Raw genomic sequence first — 16,734 nt, 5'->3', positions numbered from 1 at the left:
GTTAATATTATTTTATTTTGTTATAATTTTTTTTTTTAGTTTTTATGAAACTCATTAATTATTAATATATTCGCACCCTATTTAAAATTGAAAAACTAAATTCATTATGACAAACCATTATTTTTATTCATTTTTATTGTTAATATTTATTTCCGCTACGGTTTCTGGTCAGGATAATAACAAGATGAAAGAAGATGCTCCTTTTCAAAAAACCTTAAAGTTTGAAAGTGGTATTCCAATAGATGCTGCTATTTCTGCATTTATAAAAGGGTATAATTTGGGAAAAGGAAACACATTTGAAGCTAAAAAAGCATCAATTGATAACGCTGGAATAAGCCATCAAAGAAATCAACAATTCTATAAAGGAATTAAAGTTCAGTTTGGAATGTTGATTACTCATAGTATTAATGGAGCTGTCATTTCAGTAAATGGGGAGTTATATAATGCTTCCGAATTGAATCTAATTCCTACTTTTAGTAAAAATGATGCATTAGAAAGAGCATTGATAGATACGCACGCTCAAAAATACCTTTGGGATGATGCTGAGCAATCTAAAATAATGAATTACAAAAAACCGGAAGGGGAATTGGTAATTTTTCCTATAGTTAAGACTGGTCAAACGAGACTGGCTTATAAATTCGATATCTATGCAACAGAGCCAGTTTCAAGAGAAGAAATTTTTGTTGATGCACATACCGGACAAATTTTATATAAAAATCCAATTATCAAACATGCCACTAGATTGATTTCTGAAAAAGAAATCGAAACATCTTCTAAAACAATTGAAATGCTGGTTTCAGGAAATGCAGATACCAAATATAGCGGAGCAAGAAACATTGAAACTACTTTAGAAGGTTTTTCAAATAAACATGTTCTTTTAGATGCTACCAGAGGAAACGGTATAGTTACTTATAACTGTGAGAAACAAACAGTTTATCAAGATGTACATTTTAAGGATACTGATAATAACTGGACATCAGCTGAATTTAATAATTTTAATAAAGATAATGGCGCTTTAGACGCACATTGGGGTGCGGAGAAAACGTATGATTTTTGGATGAATATTTTTGGAAGAAATAGTTTTGATGATAATGGAGCAATGATTAAAAGTTATGTTCATTATAGAAGTGTAGCAAATCAAAATTTAGTAAATGCTTTTTGGAACGGCAGCGTTATGACCTATGGAGATGGAAATACCTCAACAAATATTTTAACTTCAATAGATGTTTGTGGTCATGAAATCGGTCATGCCATTTGTAGTTATACCGCCGATTTGGCGTATCAAAATCAGTCAGGAGGAATGAATGAAGGTTTTTCAGATATTTGGGGAGCTTGTATAGAACATTATGGCAGAACAGGTTCTTTAACAGGAACACCATCTGCAGCAGTATGGAAAATCGGAGAAGATTTATCTTTTAATCCGCTTAGATCAATGAGTAATCCATTATCAAGAGGCAATCCGGATACTTATTTAGGAACAAGTTGGACTACAACAGGGGATGAAGGTGCATGTGTGCCATCAAGTGGAAATGATAATTGTGGCGTTCATAATAATAGTGGAGTTTTGAACCATTGGTTTTATATTTTAACTGCAGGTAAATCAGGAACGAATAATGCACCAATACCAGATGTTTATAACGTAACAGGAATTGGAATGGTAAAATCGGCTGAAATTGCGTATTTAGCAGAAAGAGACTATTTAACTTCAAACGCTACTTATGCAGATGCCAGAATTGCAACATTAACTGTTGCCGGAAATTTATACTGCTCGACAAGTCCAGAGGTAATCTCCGTTACCAATGCATGGTATGCTGTAAATGTAGGCGAACAATACGTAAGTTATTCTAATGATGTCGCGTTAAAAAATGTGACACAAAATATTTCTGTAGCATGTGGTGCTTCTATTAATCCAGTTATTAAATTTGAAAATGCCGGAACAAACACAATTTCATCAGTAAATATTTCTTATAATATTGATGGTGGTACAAATACAAATTTGGTTTGGAATGGAAACTTAACAAATTGTCAAATAGTGGATTATCCTTTAACTATAGGTGCTTTAACAAGAGGCACACATACACTAACTGTAACAACAACAATTACGAGTGATGGTAATGCAACAAACAATACAAAAACTTCATTTATAATTGTCAATGATGCCGGAACTGTAAATTTGGTGAATACTTTTGATGCCGCAACTGATATTTTAGTATCTATTGATGAAGCTGGAACAAATAATTTATGGCAAAGAGGAATATCTGCAAAAACACAATTAAGTAACACTGTTGCAGGGAATTCGCCAGTATATGCTACCAATGTGACAGGATTGTATCCGGATCAGACTAAAGCATTTTTAGTTTCCCAATGTTACAATCTTGCAAATATTACTAATCCAGTCTTAAAATTCAATATGGCTTTTGACCTTGAAACTGATTGGGATTTAATTTATATGCAATATTCAACAAATGGAGGGACTTCATGGAGTAATTTAGGAACAGGATCCAGTCCGACTTGGTATACAAGTTCCAGAATGCCTAATGGTACTGATTGTTTCAATTGTATTGGGGGACAATGGACAGGCGAGGGTGCTCTTGCAAATTCAGGTGGTGGTACTAATGCGCAAATGAGAGAATACAGTCATAGTTTAGCTGCTTTTGGATACGGCGGAGCAACACCACAATCTGATATGTTATTTAGATTTGTATTCCATTCTGACGAAGCTGTTGCAGAAGAAGGTGCCATTATTGATAATTTTGTTATAACAGGAACATCAGTTTTGTCAACGACGGAAAATAATTTTAACAGTTTTGCGGTTTATCCAAATCCTTCTAAAGGAACGGTGACACTTTCGCTAAGTACAAACAGTGATGTGAAAGTTACTTTATATGACATAAGCGGAAGAAATATTTATAATAAATCATTTAATAATTCAGATATATCTTTTAATCAAGAACTCAAATTCAATGCACTTTCAAAAGGTGTTTATATATTGAATGTTGAAAGCGATGGAAAAAAGGCTTCTAAAAAGTTAATTATAGAATAATATCATTTTTTCAATTCTTTGAAAATCCCGAATGTAATCTTGCATTCGGGATTTTTGTTGTGAAACATTTTTTTGATAATTTATTTTTCACCAATTTTGATAATTATAAAAACATTATTCGATATAAAATGAATCTAAGACAAGAAGATTGGGTTGCACAACTGGAGCAAGATGAAAACGCAGTAATTCTGGATGTGAGAACTGAAGACGAGTGCAATGAAGGAATTATTCCAAAGGCCATTAACATCGATATCTATAAAGGCCAAGGATTTATTTATCGAATTGATGAATTGGATAAATCCAAAAATTATTATGTCTATTGCAGATCAGGTGGAAGAAGCGAGCAAGCCTGTAATTTGATGAACCAAATGGGGTTTGAAAACACTTATAATCTTGTGGGCGGAATGATGCAATGGCAAGGCGAAGTGGTTCTGCCGGAATAAAAGCAATACAAATCATAAATTTAAAAAACCGTAACACTTAAATAATAAGTTTTACGGTTTTTTTATGGGGTTTAATATTGAAGTTATCAAGTTCTATATTTTAGAGATAAACACCATGGATATGCAAAAAAAAAAAAAACGGATATTTTGATGCAGTTCCTAATTGAAGCGATTATGATCAGTATTTCCGGAGGATTAATTGGGGCATTGCGGGGTATTACTACTACGAAATTGATAACCCATTTTATGTATTGGCCCACTTTAATTACCCAATCTTCCGTTGTGCTTTCTTTTTTGGTTTGCTTTGTTACAGGCGTATTTTTCGGGTATTACCCAGCGCTGAAAGCATCAAGGTTGAATCCAATAGAAGCTTTGTGATATGAATAAATCGTATTGTAAATGGCTTAAAATCATTATTTTAACTTTATTAAGCATCAAATTTAATCAAGATTTTAAAAAATTTGGCAACAGATTTTGGCCAAAAATACGTAACTTAGTAATCTATAAATTAATTCCAGCAATATGAAAAAGAAAGTCAACAATCCAGCTAATCTGAAACCGGACAAAGTAGAAAAAAATGATTTTCCGGGTTATCCACACTATCCTCCAAGTGAAGATATTTATAATAACTTCCAGGAAGAAACGGAAATAAACCCTGAAGATATTTCCAAAAATAAAATAACGGACAAAAATGAAATCGTTAAGGAATTGAGTTTAAAAGATTTTGAAGGGGATTTATCCGGAAGTGATTTAGATATTCCCGGTTCAGAATTGGATAATGAAAGGGAAAATATTGGAAGTGAAGATGAAGAAAATAATTATTACAGCATAGGCGGTGATAATCATAATGATCTGGATGAAAATGGAGCTGATTCTCCGTCACAACGAAAAACTAAACCCAGAAAAAAGAGTTAATAAAAGTACTACGCTAAATCATATTTACAATGACTTTAGATAAATACAGTCAAAAACGCAATTTTAGCTCAACCGCTGAACCCGAAGCTGAGATTAAAAAATCGCAAAATGAATTGATTTTTGTAGTGCAAAAACATGCTGCATCGCATTTGCATTATGATTTTCGGCTTGAATTGGATGGCGTATTAAAAAGTTGGGCAATTCCTAAAGGGCCATCCATGAATCCTGAAGAAAAACGCCTCGCGATTATGGTAGAGGATCATCCTTACAACTACAAAGATTTTGAAGGCACCATTCCGGAAGGCAATTATGGCGCAGGTACTGTTATCGTTTGGGATAATGGAACTTACACTCCATCCGAAGAAAAATATAAAGGAAGCGTTGAAAATAAACTAAAAGAAGATTTAGACGAAGGGCACCTCAGTTTTATTCTGAAAGGGAAAAAATTGAAAGGGGAATTTTCCCTAGTAAAATTTAAAGGCAAACAAGACAATGCCTGGCTTTTGATTAAAAAAGATGACCCGTACGCGACTGACGATGATATTTTAAAAAAAGACAAATCTGTAATTTCTAATGCAACTTTAGAATCATTAGAAAATAAATCTGCAAAAAGTTAATATAAATAAACCCCAATAAGTGAAATTATACCAATAAGAGGTTTTTCTCTCCATTTATACTTTTATTGTCTGGAATTTTCATCAATACTTTATTTCTGTAGGATAATTTAAATCCTCTTTTTTTTCAAAATTAGATTATTTTTTTTTCATGAGAGCAAATTTTAATCTTATAATGGAATTTCAAAAAAGAATTAAGGATAAAATTGTCCATTATTGATTTTTTCGTATTTTTGACCCCGTGCAATTAAGGATGAAAATATCTTTAATTAGGGATTAGAATGATTTAACATTTTAAGAATACAAAATTATCAGTCAATACATTTTATGGTGTATAGAGTCAAAATATAGTGGTAAGTCCTATTTTGTTTATTGTAATTGCAGTAAGATCTCTTTTAATTGAGCAGCAAATTTGCAAAATTCAAAACCTGATTAATATCATTCTTTTTTGTTCTTTATTGGAATAGTTTTGTCAACATAAGTAAATTACAACTATGAGGAAAACGGTAAATACCCGATTTTATTTAACGTTTATGGCGTGTTTGGTGACTGTCTTTAGCTTGTATAATTTTACTATATACACTAAAGATAATTCAGAATATACTACCATTTTAAGTCCAAAAGCCATTGAAGGACAAACACTTTGGCAAGAAAACAATTGCTATTCCTGTCATCAATTATACGGTTTGGGAGGTTATCTTGGGCCGGATTTAACCAATGTTTTTTCTACAAAAGAAAAAGGACCGGATTACATAAAGGCCTATTTAAATAGTGGAATTAAGTCTATGCCTCAATTTAATTTTTCGGAGAAAGACAAAGAAGCATTGGTAGCTTTTCTGAAAGAAGTTGATCAGTCAGGTTATTACCCAAATCACAATGCTAAAATCAAACCAAATGGTTGGGTTGATATTCAATATAAGAATAAGAATGAAAAATAAAACTGCTTTATTATTTGTCATAACTGCACTTTTAGCTTTGCTATTGGGTATTTTATTTGGAGTTTTAGCAGGACTGCAATACCTTCTTCCCGATTTTGTGAAAGAAATTCTTTCATTTGACCGTTTGCGACCTTTTCATGTTACAACTGTTATTTCATGGATTATTCTTTGCGCAACAGGTGGAATTTATTTTTATATATCCAATTCCGAAAAGCTTCAAATTTTTTCAAAAAAACTTACTCAAACTCATTTTGTGATTTTTATTGCCACTGGAATAGGGATTTATATTTCGTATTTTACGGGTAATATGGGAGGAAAGGAATATTTAGAATTTGCTCCGATGTTAATTCTCCCCATACTTATCGGATGGTTGCTTTTTGGAATTAATTATTTCAAAACTTTGGTCGGAAAAGTGGCTAATTGGCCCGTTTATTATTGGATGTGGGGTACGGGAATTATTTTTATGATGTATCATTTAAGTGAAGCCTATTTTTGGCTGTTACCTTATTTCAGAGAGAATTTTATAAAAAATTTAGCCATTCAATGGAAAGCCGGCGGTTCATTTGTAGGTGCCTGGAACATGTTGGTTTATGGAACCGCAATTTTTTTAATGGCAAAAATTAAAGGCGATGATACTATTGGACGCCAACAGGAATCGTTCTTTTTTTACTTTTTGGGATTAACCAATCTAATGTTCGGATGGGCACATCATGTTTATATTATTCCTACTGAGCCATGGGTACGTTATGTTGCCTACGGAATTAGCATGACCGAATGGATTATTTTGTTTCACATCATTTATACATGGCGAAAAACCCTCCCCACAGCGACTAAAATTAAATATTTTTTACCCTACAAATTTCTTGTAACTGCCGATATCTGGATTTTTCTAAATTTAATTCTGGCTTTATTGTTTTCCATTCCCGCGATTAATTTGTTTACTCACGGAACACATATTACGGTAGCGCATTCTATGGGAACCACCATAGGAATTAACACAACGATTTTACTAGCCTCGGTTTTATTTATAGTTTCCAAGGTTAATCCCAATTTTAATTTCCAAAGGAATCAATTACAATGGGGCTATAAAATTTTCAATGTTTCCTTGCTGGTTTTTTGGATTAGTTTATTGTTAGCCGGAATTAAAAAAAGTAATTGGATGTATTTTACAAAAGGAATCTCTTTTTCAAAAATGCAGGAATCCCTCCATTGGTATTATTGCGTTTTTTTACTTTTTGGAATTGGGATTTTTATTGGATTATCATTGATTGTCATTCCAGCGATAAAACAATTGGCAAAAGCCTATCAGGCAAAAGAGATTTTATAAGAAATGCAATTTTATTTTAAATTTTCAAAAAAATGAAAAGTCTTAAAGAAAAAATATTAGAATTAAAAAAAGAGAAAAATGCGGTGATTTTAGCCCATTATTATCAGGAAGCCGATATCCAGGAAGTCGCAGATTATGTTGGGGATAGCTTAGGATTGTCGCAAGAAGCAATGAAAACCGATGCGGATATTATTCTTTTTGCAGGGGTTCATTTTATGGCAGAAACCGCCAAAATTTTAAATCCAACCAAAAAAGTAATTCTACCCGATTTAAAAGCAGGCTGTTCATTAGCAGAATCCTGTCCGCCTGATTTGTTTAAGAAATTTATTGACCAGCATCCCGATCACATTGTGATTACTTATGTGAATTGTTCGGCCGAAATTAAAGCCCTGAGTCATATCGTTTGTACTTCATCTAATGCAGTGAAAATAGTAGAATCAGTCCCGAAAAAATTCCCGATTATTTTTGCACCCGATAAAAATTTAGGAAAATATATTATCAGTAAAACAGGACGTGACATGTTACTTTGGGATGGTTCCTGTGTGGTTCACGAAGCGTTTTCATTGGATAAACTTATTGCGCTTTGCAAACTACATCCTGATGCTACCATCATTGCACACCCCGAATCGGAAACATCTATTTTGGAAACCGCAAGTTATATTGGTTCTACTGCAGGAATGATTGATTATGTGAAAACCAACTCAAGCAATAAATTTATTGTAGCCACCGAAGCAGGAATTCTTTACAAAATGCAACAGGAAGTTCCTGAAAAAACATTGATTCCGGCACCGGCCCAAGAGGATAACACTTGTGCCTGTAGTGAATGTGCGTTTATGAAAATGAACACCTTGCAGAAACTTTATAATTGTCTGCTCAATGAAAGTCCGGAAATTAATGTTCCCGAAGATATCAGAGAAAAAGCATTATTGCCTATTGAACGAATGCTTGAATTATCAAAATAATGATACCAACAAATTACTTAATCATCGGTTCAGGAGTTGCAGGGCTGACCTTTGCGATAAAAATAACAGAGCGATTTCCGGATAAAAAGGTCGCAATTGTAACTAAATCAAATGAAGGCGAATCGAACACAAAATATGCGCAGGGCGGTATAGCCATTGTTACTGACAAAACAGAAGATTCCTATCAAAAACACATTCAGGATACCCTAATTTGTGGCGATGGTCTTTGTGATAAAAGCGTGGTCGAAATGGTTATTACCCAAGGTCCAAAACGATTGAATGAACTAATAGAATGGGGCGCTCAATTTGATAAAAAGGCTAATGGAAATTTTGATTTAGGCAAAGAAGGCGGGCATTCCCAAAATAGGGTAGTACATCATAAAGACCAGACAGGTTATGAAATTGAACGTGCTATTTTAGAGCAAGTGCATCAAAAAGAAAACATCACGGTTTTAGACCATTATTTCGCACTTGATTTGATAACTGAAAATAATTATTGTCTGGGTGCTTATGTTTTAAACCAAAAAACGAAAGAGATTATTACTTTCCAATCGGATTTTACGGTACTTGCCACTGGTGGAATAGGACATCTTTATGGACATACAACCAATCCTGTGATTGCAACAGGAGATGGAATTGCGATGGCAAGTCGCGCAGGTGCCGCTATCAGTGATATGGAATTTATTCAATTTCATCCTACAGCTTTATATGAAGATTCTTCCCGTTCAAAATTTTTAATTTCTGAGGCAGTTCGTGGCTTTGGAGCCTATTTGCGAACGAAAAAGGGCGACCGGTTTATGCTGAATTATGATGACAGAGCCGAATTGGCTTCACGTGATATTGTTTCACAAAGTATAGATCTGGAACTTAAAAAATCGAACAATAATTGTGTTTATTTGGATTGCACTCATCTGGATTTAAAGGCATTCATAAAACACTTTCCAATGATTTATGACCGATGCAAAAGTATTGGAATTGACATTGCAAAAGACTGGATACCAGTAGTTACAGCGCAGCATTATCTCTGCGGTGGAATTAATGTTGATAAAAACGGAAAAACTGATATTGGAAATTTATTTGCCTGTGGCGAATGTTCCCGAACAGGTTTGCACGGGGCCAATCGGTTAGCCTCAAATTCCTTGTTGGAAGCTTTGGTCTATTCGGATAAAATTTATAACTATTTAGCAAATAATACTTTCAAAAAAACAAATTTCAATCGCACTGTTCCTGATTTTGAATTAGTTAAAAAACCAAAAATAAATTCGGGTTATATTGAGAAAAGAAAAGCCGATTTACAATTTTTAATGCGTCAAAATGCTGGAATTGTTCGCTACGATTCTGATTTGCTTAATGCCAAAGAACAACTCAACGAATGGCAAATAGAAATAGAAGAAAAATGTAGAAACTCCCAAATTAGTTCTGACCTATATGAACTGAAAAACATGATTGCTATTGGAAATTTAATTGTTCAGCAATCTATTTTAAGGGATGAAAATCGTGGTGGTTTTGTAAAATTTGCATTTGGTAAAATGGTGCAAAGCGTTATGTAATCAAGTTAAAACCAGACAAAAAACCTTTTTTTATTATTTTATTTTTTGGAAATTAAAATTTATAAAATAAGAAAAAATAAGTAATCTATAGCATTGATACTAATATATTTATAAACTATCAAAGTTGATAAATATAAATAGGACAAAATTATCCTTTATTAAAAATTAATGTAAATTTGTAATAGAAATTGAATTTTTTAAAGGTCATCAAAAAAGTAGAGATTTAGAAAATCAGGTTTTTATTTTACTCCATTTTAAAATACAATCAAGTTAAACAAATCAAATATATAAGGTTATGGAAAAATATGTAATCAAAAGAAACGGCGCGTATAAACCGTTTGAAAGTTTTAAAATAAAGGATGCGATTGAAAAATCTTTCAAAAGTGTCACCATAACATTTGATGAACATGTTTTTGAAAATGTGATAAAAGAATTGCAATCCAAAGAAATCTGGGCCGTTGAAGAAATTCAGGATTTAATAGAGAAAAACCTTTTCAAAAAACAGTATTTTGAAGTGATGCGTTCGTTTATGCTGTACCGGCATACCCGCAAATTACAACGCGAACATGTTGATGGGTTGAACGAAGACACAACATATGTAGACAGCACACAAACCATCAATGAATATGTAGAACAAACCGATTGGCGCATCAATGCCAATGCCAATACCTCCTATTCTAACGCAGGTTTGGTCAATAATGTCGCCGGAAAAATCATCGCCAATTATTGGTTAGATAAAGTTTATTCCAAGGAAGAAGGTTATGCGCATAGAAATGGCGATATCCACATTCATGATTTAGATTGTTTGACGGGTTATTGTGCCGGATGGAGCTTGCGAGTGCTGCTTAACGAAGGTTTTAATGGCATTCGCGGCAGAGTGGAGAGTAAGGCGCCATCGCATTTTAGGGAAGCTTTGGGACAAATGGCCAATTTTTTGGGAATTTTGCAAAGTGAATGGGCCGGAGCACAAGCTTTTAGTTCATTTGACACCTATTTGGCACCCTATGTTTTCAAAGACGATTTGACTTTTGATGAGGTGCTGAAAGCGGTTCGCAGTTTTGTTTACAATTTGAATGTTCCGGCGCGTTGGGGGCAATCGCCTTTCACAAATATTACGTTGGATTGGGTAGTTCCTGATGATTTGAAAGAACAAATTCCAACAAAAAATGACTTGCACTTTTTCGAGAATAATTTTAGTTACGATCTTTTAGTAAAAGCCAAAGAGCGCGGAGTAACAAAGGTTACCGATTTACGTTACGAGCATTTTCAAAAGGAAATGAACCTTATAAATAAAGCCTATTATACGGTAATGACCGAAGGTGATGCTAACGGACAACCTTTTACTTTTCCGATTCCAACGGTAAACATCACCGAAGAATTTGATTGGGATGGTGAAAATACAGACCTGCTTTTTGAAAATACAGCAAAAATAGGATCTTCATATTTCCAGAATTTTATAGGAAGTCAATATGTTTTGGATGAAAATGGCAATAAAGTCGAAAATCCGAATGCCTATAAACCCAATGCAGTTCGCAGCATGTGCTGTCGTTTGCAACTCGATTTACGGGAATTGTTAAAACGGGGAAATGGCCTTTTTGGCAGCGCCGAAATGACGGGAAGTATTGGTGTGGTTACTATCAATATGGCACGTTTGGGCTATTTATTCAAAGGAAATAAAGAGGAATTATTCAAACAATTGGATAAATTATTATATATCTCTAAATCAACTTTAGAGAAAAAAAGAGTATTTATTCAGGAAATGTACGATCGAGGTTTGTATCCTTATACCAAAAGGTATTTGCAACATTTCAGAAATCATTTTTCGACTATTGGAGTGAATGGTATGAACGAAATGATTGTAAATTATACTGGAAATCAAGACGCTATTACTTCTACTTCAGGAATCGAATTTGCGTCCGAAATTTTAGATCATATTCGAAGTCGAATGAAAGAATTCCAGGAAGAAACCGGGAATTTATACAATCTTGAAGCTACTCCGGCCGAGGGAACCACGTATCGTTTTGCTAAAGAAGACAAAAAACGCTTTCCAGACATTTTACAAGCCGGACAGGAAGAAAATATCTATTACACCAATAGTTCACAAATTCCGGTTGATTTTACCGAAGATCCTTTTGAAGCCTTGTTTTTACAAGATGAATTGCAATGTAAATACACTGGCGGAACAGTTTTACACTTGTATATGACAGAAAAAATCAGCTCTCCTGAAGCTTGTAAGCAGTTTGTCAAAAAAGTATTGTCGAATTTTAAATTGCCTTACATCACAGTAACACCAGTATTTAGCGTATGTCCCGTTCATGGTTATTTGAATGGCGAACATGAGTATTGCCCGAAATGTGATGACCATCTTATAGAAAACCATAAAACTGAAATATATGAAAACAACCACTAGTCCGATTTTAGAACAAAACCAGCATTTGCGCACCAGATGCTTAGTATACACACGCGTAATGGGTTATCACAGACCCGTAGAAAGCTTTAATATTGGTAAAAAAGGTGAACACAAACAACGAACCCATTTCTCTGAAGGAAAGTGTAGCTAAACCCATTTTTAGCATAACGCCTTTCACCTTATTAGATTATCCGCATAAATCAGCTTGCATTCTTTGGTTTGCAGGCTGTAATATGCGTTGTTTGTACTGTTATAATCCTGAAATTGTACTGGGGAAAGGTAAAATTTCATTTGAAAAAGTACTTTCATTTCTCCAGTCCCGTAAAAACTTGCTGGATGCTGTGGTTTTTAGCGGAGGCGAATGTTTGTTGCATAAAAATATCCTATCATTGATTGAGGAAATTAAAAACTTAGGTTTTTCCATAAAAATTGATACCAATGGTTCAAGACCTGATGTTTTGCAAAAACTGATAAAAAACCAAGTAATAGATTATGTCGCTTTAGATTTTAAAGCAATTCCATCGAGTTTTGAAAGGATAACACAATCTCAACTTTTTCCGCCATTTGAAAAATCCTTACATTTATTGATAGAAAGCGGAATTTCATTTGAAGTTCGCACCACAGTACATTCTGATTTAATCAATGAAACGGAACTTCGAATGATGATTGATTATTTAAAAAAAAAACATTATAATGGAAATTATTATATTCAATATTTTGTAAATGAAGTGCCTACATTAGAAAAACTGGGGTATTCTTCGCGAGAATTAAATAATAAAAACCTCTCGACAGCAAAAATAGAAGTGCATTTTAGAGGTTGATTGCAAAGAAAAGTTACGGAAAATTAGTATCCATAAATATAAGTTTATAGGAGTCATCTTTTTATGTGCTGCATTATTGCTAATTGTAATGAGAAAGCGGTATGCTACAAAAAACGTTGATAAAAAATATAAAGATATGTTTAGTACATTAAGTATTATTTTGCTAAATTCGAGGAATGAAATTTAATAAGTTTTATCGCTTTTTTTTTATAATCCTCTTTTTGCTGGGGATGTGTTCTTGCAAAGATACTTCCAAGACTAAGATAGCCTCAAAAACTAAAAAAGCTATAACTGAAAATGCTATTCAAGCAAGGAAATTTTTAGATTTAGGAGTTTCAAATTATACTAACCAAAAATTTGACAGTGCTTTTTATTTTTATAATCGCGCCAAAATTTTATATGAGTTAGAGAATGACAGTGTATCGATTGCTTACAATTTAATCCAGATGGCGAATGTTCAACAGGTTTTTAGCGATTATCTTGGGAGCGAAAAAACACTAATTGAAGCCTTGCCTTATACACAATGCAACTTGCTTTATGAATCGGCTGCATATAATCTTTTGGGAATTTCATCTAAAGAACTTTCCAATTATGATGATGCCTTATATTATTATGATAAAGCTAAAAGTACCACTAAAGATACTTTGGCCAGAATTTCCATTGATAATAATAAAGCATCAGTTTATATCCAGAAAAAAGAGTTTAATTCTTCCATTAAGCTATTAGAACCAATCCTAAAATCAAATATTTTGGACACCTTCTATGTGAAAAAAGCAAGAGTTTTGGACAATTTGGGCTATTCTTACTATAAATCGGATCGGAATAAGGAGGGTTTTCCCCTGATGAATGAGGCATTGAACATCAGAAAAAAAAGTAATGATTCCTATGGCATTATTGGAAGCTGTTTACATCTTGCTGAATTTTTTCAAAAAACACAGCCTCAAATGGCTAAGAAATATGCCATGGAAGCCTATCAAACCACCAAACATATTCATAGTATTAACGAAAGGCTTGAATCTTTATCTTTTTTAGTTTCCAATAATTTTGAAAACGGAAACAATACCTATGCAGTGGAATATATAAGGCTCAATGACAGTATTTTAAAAGTGCGTAATAATGCCAAAAATCAATTTGCTAAAATCAAATATGACAGCGACCAGAATAGAGCGGAAAACCTGAAACTAACTACCCAGAAAACAGAAACTACCCTTCTATTGGAACGACAAAAAAACAGTACGTTACTTATGTATTTTGTAGTATCGGTTCTGATTGCTCTTGCAATATTTGTAATTAACTTTTTAAATACTAAAAACAAGAAAGAAAAGATTATAGTTTCCTATAATACAGAAACCCGAATTTCCAAAAAGCTTCATGACGAATTGGCAAATGATGTTTATCATGCAATGACTTTTGCCGAAACGCAGGATTTATCGACAGAAAACAACAAAGAAATCCTCCTTAATGATCTGGATAACATCTATTCCAGAACACGAAACATTTCCAAAGAAAACAGCACGATACATGTTGGCCCTCATTTTGTAGTCCATCTCAAGGAAATGATGTCCAATTATAGTAATGATAAGGTGAATGTTTTGGTTAATGGCCTGGATGTATTGCAAAATATAACTCTAGCAACCAATAAGAAAATCACGGTGTATCGTATCCTCCAGGAACTGTTGGTTAATATGAAAAAGCACAGTCAATGTAGTATTGTGGTTATAACTTTTAAAAAAATTGATAAAAAAATTCAGATAGAATACAGTGATAACGGCATCGGAGCAGCGCCTGACAAAATAAACTTGAAAAATGGACTACTAAATGTGGAAAACCGTATTCATGCCATAAATGGAACGCTTACTTTTGATAATTCAAACCATAGAGGGTTTAAAGTAAGTATAGCATTTCCAATTTAAAATGGATTATTATGTTCAAAAAAGTTGTTGTATCCGAAGATTTTGACAGTATCAATATAGCAGTTGTTCAGGCATTGGAATCTCTTTACATTCCTGAAATTCAATATGCCAAATACTGTGATGATACCTTTTTGAAAATAAAAAAAGCGCAAGCCGAAAACGATCCTTTCGAATTGTTGATCACCGATTTATCCTACAAGGCAGACCATCGTGAAAACAAACTCAATTCGGGCGAAGAACTTATAGCTGCCGTAAAAAAAATACAACCCAATATAAAAATTATCGTATATTCTATTGAAGATAAATCATTTAGAGTGAAATCGCTTTTTGAGTCATTAGGAATTGACGGCTATATAATGAAAGGACGCAACAGTATTCCGGAGCTCCAAAAAGCCATACAATCTATATATCAAAGCAATGAAAAAATTCTTTCTTCCGAACTTTCGCATGTTATGAATGACAAATCGCTGCTCGAAATTGAAACTTACGATATCGAGCTGCTGAAGTTATTGTCAAGAGGACTCATTTTAGATGAAATCGCAAACCAATTCAAAAATGCGCATATTATTCCAAACGGAACCAGCAGCATCGAAAAACGTATCAACAAACTCAAGATTTATTTTAAGGCGAATAACAATGTTCATCTAATTGCGATGGCTAAAGATTTAGGTTTGGTATAGTATTTTTGCTTCATTACGGGTTTCCGTAAGGATTCCATGTTTAATTTTAGTAAGTTTGAAAATAAATAAAATTAAATGAGAACATTAATATTTTTTATTATTGATTTATTATTGTCAATTCAATTGGTTGTAATGTTAGTGGGTATAGTTTGTGTAATTTATTTGTTGTTTAAAATGTTGAAAAAATAAACAGGAAAAACAGCAATTCTTTCAATGCGACATTTAAAACGTTACTTATACTTCAAATTTTAATAATAAAAACTAAAAAAGAGAATTTCCGTAAGGCTATTCTCTTTTTTAGTTTCATAACTTATTTATATTAAATTAATTGCTTAATTTAGAATCCAAATAATCAACAGTTCAATTTATGGATGAGGTTGATTTTAAAATTACTGAAATATCAAAAAGAAAATCCAAATAGTAAAACAAAATATTCACGAAAGGCTGCATCGGGAGCCATACTATATGCATCCCAAATTGAGGTTCATCCCTAATATTGTTTTAAACCTGATTAGTTTTATAATTTCCTTTACCGTGGTAGCCACTTTACTGTATTTTGTTCTGGATTATTTGATTAAAAAGTTTTATCATTTGGACTAAAAAATGTTTATGAAGTCCGTTAATTTCAATGTTTTTAACTCGAAATAAGCTTTTTGAATTAGATGTGGAATATAAACTGAAGCCTATAATTAAAGAATTGCCCGATTAGATTAACAATGGAGCAATTCTTTATTATTTATAAATTTAGCCTGACTAATGGTTGAGCAATAGCTTTATTTTACGTTCTCCTCCGGCACCTTTAATGTGTAGAAAATAAATTCCGTTTTCAACCATTCCAGTTCCTATTTCTTTCAACGATAAATTATGAATTCCTTTTTCATAGTAAGCATCAGTGAGCAAATTAATCCGTTGTCCTAACGCATTGTAAATTTCAGCTTTATAATTTCCATCCACGTTTATTTCCATCCTGATAGTAGTTTGGTCAGTAATTGGATTAGGGGTTACTTTTACATTAAACATTTGCTCATCCTCCACTACCGCTATTTTTGATGCCATTGTGCCAACATAAAACGGGCGCATCATTTCATGGTCTTCATGTGACAGGATATGGCAATGCC

General features: G+C 33.1%; 15 protein-coding genes. 14 read left to right on the top strand and 1 reads right to left on the bottom strand.

Annotated features, from left to right (window positions below; translation table 11 throughout):
* Positions 1-106: 106 nt before the first annotated feature.
* The 14 genes from VI621_RS10435 to VI621_RS10370 all read left to right on the top strand — a co-directional run bounded on the left by VI621_RS10435 (position 107) and on the right by VI621_RS10370 (position 15,616).
* The gene (locus VI621_RS10435; protein ID WP_324218328.1) at positions 107-3,043 is read left to right on the top strand and encodes a M4 family metallopeptidase; all 2,937 of its coding nucleotides are present in this window, start codon (positions 107-109) and stop codon (positions 3,041-3,043) included.
* 128 nt (positions 3,044-3,171) lie between these two features.
* The gene (locus tag VI621_RS10430) at positions 3,172-3,486 is read left to right on the top strand and encodes a rhodanese-like domain-containing protein (protein WP_324218327.1); all 315 of its coding nucleotides are present in this window, start codon (positions 3,172-3,174) and stop codon (positions 3,484-3,486) included.
* Positions 3,487-3,633: 147 nt separating this feature from the next.
* Positions 3,634-3,864, top strand: coding sequence for an ABC transporter permease (locus VI621_RS10425; RefSeq protein WP_324218326.1), 231 nt, complete (start codon positions 3,634-3,636; stop codon positions 3,862-3,864).
* Positions 3,865-4,008: 144 nt separating this feature from the next.
* Positions 4,009-4,401, top strand: coding sequence for a hypothetical protein (locus tag VI621_RS10420; RefSeq protein ID WP_324218325.1), 393 nt, complete (start codon positions 4,009-4,011; stop codon positions 4,399-4,401).
* A 29-nt stretch (positions 4,402-4,430) separates the two neighbouring features.
* Positions 4,431-5,018, top strand: coding sequence for a DNA polymerase ligase N-terminal domain-containing protein (locus VI621_RS10415; protein WP_324218324.1), 588 nt, complete (start codon positions 4,431-4,433; stop codon positions 5,016-5,018).
* A 491-nt stretch (positions 5,019-5,509) separates the two neighbouring features.
* Positions 5,510-5,953 carry a cytochrome c gene (locus tag VI621_RS10410; RefSeq protein ID WP_324218323.1) on the top strand — a complete coding sequence of 148 codons (444 nt, stop codon included), beginning with the start codon at positions 5,510-5,512 and terminating at the stop codon, positions 5,951-5,953.
* Entirely contained in the window at positions 5,943-7,280 is a 1,338-nt protein-coding gene (locus tag VI621_RS10405) for a cbb3-type cytochrome c oxidase subunit I (RefSeq protein ID WP_324218322.1), read from the top strand. The genes VI621_RS10410 and VI621_RS10405 overlap by 11 nt, the downstream gene beginning before the upstream one ends.
* A 32-nt stretch (positions 7,281-7,312) precedes the next feature.
* Positions 7,313-8,242, top strand: a complete 930-nt coding sequence (gene nadA / locus VI621_RS10400; protein WP_324218321.1) for a quinolinate synthase NadA — start codon at positions 7,313-7,315, stop codon at positions 8,240-8,242.
* Positions 8,242-9,792 carry an L-aspartate oxidase gene (nadB, locus tag VI621_RS10395; RefSeq protein WP_324218320.1) on the top strand — a complete coding sequence of 517 codons (1,551 nt, stop codon included), beginning with the start codon at positions 8,242-8,244 and terminating at the stop codon, positions 9,790-9,792. The genes nadA and nadB overlap by 1 nt, the downstream gene beginning before the upstream one ends.
* A gap of 295 nt (positions 9,793-10,087) precedes the next feature.
* Positions 10,088-12,202, top strand: a complete 2,115-nt coding sequence (locus VI621_RS10390) for a ribonucleoside triphosphate reductase (RefSeq protein WP_324218319.1) — start codon at positions 10,088-10,090, stop codon at positions 12,200-12,202.
* Complete coding sequence (nrdD, locus tag VI621_RS10385) at positions 12,186-12,353, top strand: anaerobic ribonucleoside-triphosphate reductase (RefSeq protein WP_324218318.1); 168 nt, start codon at positions 12,186-12,188, stop codon at positions 12,351-12,353. Before VI621_RS10390 ends, nrdD begins: the two co-directional genes overlap by 17 nt.
* Positions 12,307-13,023 carry an anaerobic ribonucleoside-triphosphate reductase activating protein gene (locus VI621_RS10380; protein ID WP_324218317.1) on the top strand — a complete coding sequence of 239 codons (717 nt, stop codon included), beginning with the start codon at positions 12,307-12,309 and terminating at the stop codon, positions 13,021-13,023. The genes nrdD and VI621_RS10380 overlap by 47 nt, the downstream gene beginning before the upstream one ends.
* 446 nt (positions 13,024-13,469) lie before the next feature.
* On the top strand, positions 13,470-14,936 hold the full coding sequence (locus tag VI621_RS10375; RefSeq protein WP_324218316.1) for a tetratricopeptide repeat-containing sensor histidine kinase: 1,467 nt from the start codon (positions 13,470-13,472) through the stop codon (positions 14,934-14,936).
* Between the two features lie 11 nt (positions 14,937-14,947).
* Positions 14,948-15,616, top strand: coding sequence for a response regulator (locus VI621_RS10370; protein WP_324218315.1), 669 nt, complete (start codon positions 14,948-14,950; stop codon positions 15,614-15,616).
* 753 nt (positions 15,617-16,369) lie between these two features.
* Here VI621_RS10370 and VI621_RS10365 read toward each other — a convergent pair.
* A partial coding sequence (locus tag VI621_RS10365; protein ID WP_324218314.1) for a T9SS type A sorting domain-containing protein occupies positions 16,370-16,734 on the bottom strand: 365 nt, incomplete at its 5' end.

The sequence above is a fragment of the Flavobacterium sp. genome (assembly GCF_035292545.1).
Taxonomy (GTDB): domain Bacteria; phylum Bacteroidota; class Bacteroidia; order Flavobacteriales; family Flavobacteriaceae; genus Flavobacterium.
This window is presented reverse-complemented; position numbering and strand designations above follow the sequence as displayed.

What these genes read in the sequence shown, in the direction of transcription:
- VI621_RS10420 (WP_324218325.1), top strand. Translation starts at nt 4,009, where the DNA reads ATGAAAAAGAAAGTCAACAATCCAGCTAATCTGAAACCGGACAAAGTA.
- nadB (WP_324218320.1), top strand. Translation starts at nt 8,242, where the DNA reads ATGATACCAACAAATTACTTAATCATCGGTTCAGGAGTTGCAGGGCTG.
- VI621_RS10370 (WP_324218315.1), top strand. Translation starts at nt 14,948, where the DNA reads ATGTTCAAAAAAGTTGTTGTATCCGAAGATTTTGACAGTATCAATATA.
- VI621_RS10415 (WP_324218324.1), top strand. Translation starts at nt 4,431, where the DNA reads ATGACTTTAGATAAATACAGTCAAAAACGCAATTTTAGCTCAACCGCT.
- VI621_RS10375 (WP_324218316.1), top strand. Translation starts at nt 13,470, where the DNA reads ATGGCGAATGTTCAACAGGTTTTTAGCGATTATCTTGGGAGCGAAAAA.
- VI621_RS10390 (WP_324218319.1), top strand. Translation starts at nt 10,088, where the DNA reads ATGGAAAAATATGTAATCAAAAGAAACGGCGCGTATAAACCGTTTGAA.
- VI621_RS10430 (WP_324218327.1), top strand. Translation starts at nt 3,172, where the DNA reads ATGAATCTAAGACAAGAAGATTGGGTTGCACAACTGGAGCAAGATGAA.
- VI621_RS10410 (WP_324218323.1), top strand. Translation starts at nt 5,510, where the DNA reads ATGAGGAAAACGGTAAATACCCGATTTTATTTAACGTTTATGGCGTGT.
- VI621_RS10405 (WP_324218322.1), top strand. Translation starts at nt 5,943, where the DNA reads ATGAAAAATAAAACTGCTTTATTATTTGTCATAACTGCACTTTTAGCT.
- nadA (WP_324218321.1), top strand. Translation starts at nt 7,313, where the DNA reads ATGAAAAGTCTTAAAGAAAAAATATTAGAATTAAAAAAAGAGAAAAAT.
- VI621_RS10435 (WP_324218328.1), top strand. Translation starts at nt 107, where the DNA reads ATGACAAACCATTATTTTTATTCATTTTTATTGTTAATATTTATTTCC.
- nrdD (WP_324218318.1), top strand. Translation starts at nt 12,186, where the DNA reads ATGAAAACAACCACTAGTCCGATTTTAGAACAAAACCAGCATTTGCGC.